Origin of the sequence: Pseudomonas sp. (genome assembly GCF_050739655.1) — a bacterium.
Lineage (GTDB): Bacteria > Pseudomonadota > Gammaproteobacteria > Pseudomonadales > Pseudomonadaceae > Aquipseudomonas.
This window is the reverse complement of record NZ_JBOIBY010000293.1, coordinates 1-3,636: the sequence shown is the minus strand read 5'-3', so window position 1 is coordinate 3,636 and position 3,636 is coordinate 1. Positions and strand designations below refer to the sequence as shown.

Annotated in this window: 5 protein-coding genes; all 5 read left to right on the top strand. The window is 57.2% G+C overall.

Annotation, left to right across the window (positions count from 1 at the left end; translation table 11 throughout):
- Positions 1–44 precede the first annotated feature (44 nt).
- Positions 45–419: a succinate dehydrogenase, cytochrome b556 subunit gene (gene sdhC, locus ACRESJ_RS14315; RefSeq protein ID WP_016773673.1), complete on the top strand. Its 375-nt coding sequence runs from the start codon at positions 45–47 to the stop codon at positions 417–419.
- Positions 413–781 (top strand): succinate dehydrogenase, hydrophobic membrane anchor protein, encoded by a 369-nt coding sequence (gene sdhD, locus ACRESJ_RS14310; RefSeq protein ID WP_431758468.1) that lies wholly within the window; start codon positions 413–415, stop codon positions 779–781. Before sdhC ends, sdhD begins: the two co-directional genes overlap by 7 nt.
- 3 nt (positions 782–784) lie before the next feature.
- Positions 785–2,557 carry a succinate dehydrogenase flavoprotein subunit gene (gene sdhA / locus ACRESJ_RS14305; RefSeq protein ID WP_431758467.1) on the top strand — a complete coding sequence of 591 codons (1,773 nt, stop codon included), beginning with the start codon at positions 785–787 and terminating at the stop codon, positions 2,555–2,557.
- 11 nt (positions 2,558–2,568) lie between these two features.
- Positions 2,569–3,273, top strand: a complete 705-nt coding sequence (locus tag ACRESJ_RS14300) for a succinate dehydrogenase iron-sulfur subunit (RefSeq protein ID WP_128608019.1) — start codon at positions 2,569–2,571, stop codon at positions 3,271–3,273.
- A gap of 256 nt (positions 3,274–3,529) precedes the next feature.
- Positions 3,530–3,636: 2-oxoglutarate dehydrogenase E1 subunit family protein (locus ACRESJ_RS14295; protein WP_431758469.1), on the top strand; the 107-nt coding region annotated here is incomplete at its 3' end.

Sequence of the window (3,636 nt, the reverse complement as noted above, 5' to 3'; positions counted from 1 at the left end):
CTTTGCCCTGATTGTTAGGGGCTCTTCAGTGTGAAAAAAAAGCCGTGAAAAGCCAACGACCTGTAAACCTAGACCTAAGGACCATCAAACTCCCAGTCACTGCTTACACGTCCATTCTTCACCGTATCTCCGGTGTCATCCTCTTCGTGTGCCTTGCCATCATGCTTTATGCATTGGACAAGTCGCTGAGCTCTGAGGAAGGCTTCGGTCAGGTGAAAGCGTGTCTGACCAGTCCGCTAGCCAAGCTAGTGATTTGGGGCATCCTGTCCGCCTTGCTGTATCACTTGGTAGCCGGTGTGCGCCACTTGATCATGGACATGGGCATCGGTGAGACGCTGGAAGGCGGCAAGCTGGGCTCGAAAATCGTTATCGCCGTTTCCGTGGTGGTAATCGTTCTGGCAGGAGTTTGGATATGGTAACTAACGTCACGAACCTCTCGCGTTCGGGCCTCTATGACTGGATGGCGCAACGTGTGTCTGCGGTCGTTCTCGCGGCTTATTTCATTTTCCTGATCGGATACGTCGTGGCCCACCCAAGCCTCGAGTACGCCCAATGGCATGAACTGTTCGCCCACAACGGGATGCGTATTTTCAGCCTTCTGGCCCTCGTTGCCCTCGGCGCTCACGCCTGGGTTGGCATGTGGACCATCGCGACTGACTACCTGACGCCAATGGCGTTCGGCAAGTCCGCGACGGCTATACGTTTCCTTTTCCAGGCAGTATGCGGCGTTGCGATGTTCGCTTACTTCGTCTGGGGTGTGCAGATTCTCTGGGGTATCTGAGTCATGGCTAACATTCCAACGATTTCTTTCGACGCCATCATTATTGGTGGTGGCGGTGCCGGCATGCGCGCAGCGCTGCAACTGGCACAAGGCGGTCACAAGACTGCCGTGATCACCAAGGTTTTCCCGACCCGTTCGCACACTGTGTCCGCCCAGGGCGGCATCACCTGTGCCATCGCGTCCGCTGACCCGAACGATGACTGGCGCTGGCACATGTACGATACCGTCAAGGGTTCCGACTACATCGGTGACCAGGACGCTATCGAATACATGTGTCAGGAAGGCCCGGCCGCAGTTTTCGAACTGGACCACATGGGTCTGCCGTTTTCCCGTACCGAACAAGGCCGCATCTACCAGCGTCCGTTCGGCGGTCAGTCCAAGGACTACGGTAAAGGTGGCCAGGCTGCCCGTACCTGCGCAGCCTCCGACCGTACCGGTCACGCCCTGCTGCACACCCTTTATCAGGGCAACCTGAAAGCCGGTACCACGTTCCTGAACGAGTACTACGCTGTCGATCTGGTGAAGAATGACGACGGCGCTTTCGTCGGCGTTATCGCCATCTGCATCGAAACCGGTGAAACCTCCTACATCCGTGCGAAAGCCACTGTGCTGGCGACCGGCGGTGCAGGCCGTATCTACGCTTCGACCACCAACGCCCTGATCAACACTGGTGACGGCGTCGGCATGGCTCTGCGTGCAGGCGTTCCGGTACAAGACATCGAGATGTGGCAGTTCCACCCGACCGGCATCGCCGGCGCCGGTGTACTGGTGACCGAAGGTTGCCGTGGTGAAGGTGGTTACCTGATCAACAAGCACGGCGAGCGTTTCATGGAGCGTTACGCTCCGAACGCCAAAGACCTTGCTGGTCGTGACGTAGTTGCCCGTTCGATGGTTAAAGAAATCATCGCCGGTAACGGTTGCGGTCCGAATGGCGACCACGTAATGCTCAAACTCGACCACTTGGGCGAGGAAGTGCTGCACAGCCGTCTGCCAGGCATCTGCGAACTGTCGAAGACGTTTGCTCACGTTGACCCGGTTGTTGCTCCGGTTCCGGTTGTTCCAACTTGCCACTATATGATGGGCGGCGTTGCCACCAACATTCATGGCCAGGCGATCACCCAGGACGGCGAAGGCGTGGACACCATCATTCCAGGCCTGTTCGCTGTAGGCGAAGTGGCTTGCGTATCGGTTCACGGTGCCAACCGTCTGGGCGGCAACTCGCTGCTCGACCTGGTGGTATTCGGTCGTGCTGCCGGCCTGCACCTGGAAAAGGCGCTGACCGACGGTATCAACTACGACGACGCCACCGAAGAAAACATCAAGACCGCCCTGGCCCGTCTGTCCGCCCTGAACGGCCGTACCGATGGTGAAGACGTGGCAACCCTGCGTCGCGAGCTGCAAAGCTGCATGCAGAACTACTTCGGTGTATTCCGTACCGGCGAATACATGCAGAAGGGTATCGCTCAGCTGGCTGATCTGCGCAAGCGTATCGCCAACGTCAAGATCAACGATAAGTCGCAGGCGTTCAACACCGCGCGTATCGAAGCTCTGGAGCTGCAAAACCTGCTGGAAGTGGCTGAAGCTACCGCCATCGCTGCCGAAGTGCGTAAAGAGTCCCGCGGTGCTCACGCCCGTGAAGACTTCGAAGATCGTGACGACGAAAACTGGCTGTGCCACACCCTGTACTTCCCGGGTGACAAGCGCGTAACCAAGCGTGCTGTGAACTTCTCGCCGAAGACTGTTCCGACTTTTGAACCTAAGATTCGGACTTATTAAGGGTGGCCGCCATGTTGCAAGTCAGCGTTTATCGTTACAACCCTGATCAGGACGCTGCGCCGTTCATGCAGGAATTCCAGGTCGATACCGGTGGTAAAGACCTGATGGTGCTGGACGTGCTGGCCCTGATCAAAGAGCAGGACGAAGGTTTCTCCTATCGTCGCTCTTGCCGTGAAGGTGTTTGCGGTTCCGACGGCATGAACATCAACGGCAAAAACGGCCTGGCCTGCGTCACGCCACTGTCTGCTGTTGTAAAAGGTAACAAGTTGATCGTTCGTCCTCTGCCAGGTTTGCCGGTTATCCGTGACCTGGTCGTCGATATGAGCATCTTCTACAAGCAATACGAGAAGGTTAAGCCATTCCTGCAGAACGACACGCCGGCTCCGGCCATCGAGCGTCTGCAGTCCCCTGAAGAGCGCGAAAAGCTTGACGGTCTGTACGAGTGCATCCTGTGCGCTTGCTGCTCGACCTCTTGCCCGTCCTTCTGGTGGAACCCGGACAAATTCCTGGGTCCAGCTGCCCTGCTGCAAGCGTACCGCTTCCTGGCAGACAGCCGTGACACCAAGACTTCCGAGCGTCTGGCTTCGCTGGATGACCCGTTCAGCGTATTCCGCTGCCGCGGGATCATGAACTGCGTCAACGTATGTCCGAAAGGCCTGAACCCGACTAAGGCCATCGGTCACATCCGTAACATGCTGCTCTCCAGCGGCGTGTGATTCAGCAAATGTAGTGCCGCTGTACCCGTAGATGCTGCGGCGCAGGCTTCAACCGGCGCCGTAGTTTTAACCTGAGCAGCAGCCCAAAAGGCTGCAGCTCTTATTTTGAAGAAATGAGACAAGCAGGGGCATCCGGGCTGGTACCCGGACTATCAGCGTGATCCTAAGTGGCTTGTTTTGGTCGCTGCATTCGGACTTCTGCAAGTTTGCTCGGTGTCAACGCCGGTGGTGTTCCCCTAACCGAGGGTGACCAAGCATGCAAGAAAGCGTGATGCAGCGCATGTGGAACAGCGCCTACCTTTCCGGTAGTAACGCTGCCTATGTGGAAGAGCTTTATGAGCTCTACCTGCACGACCCTAACGC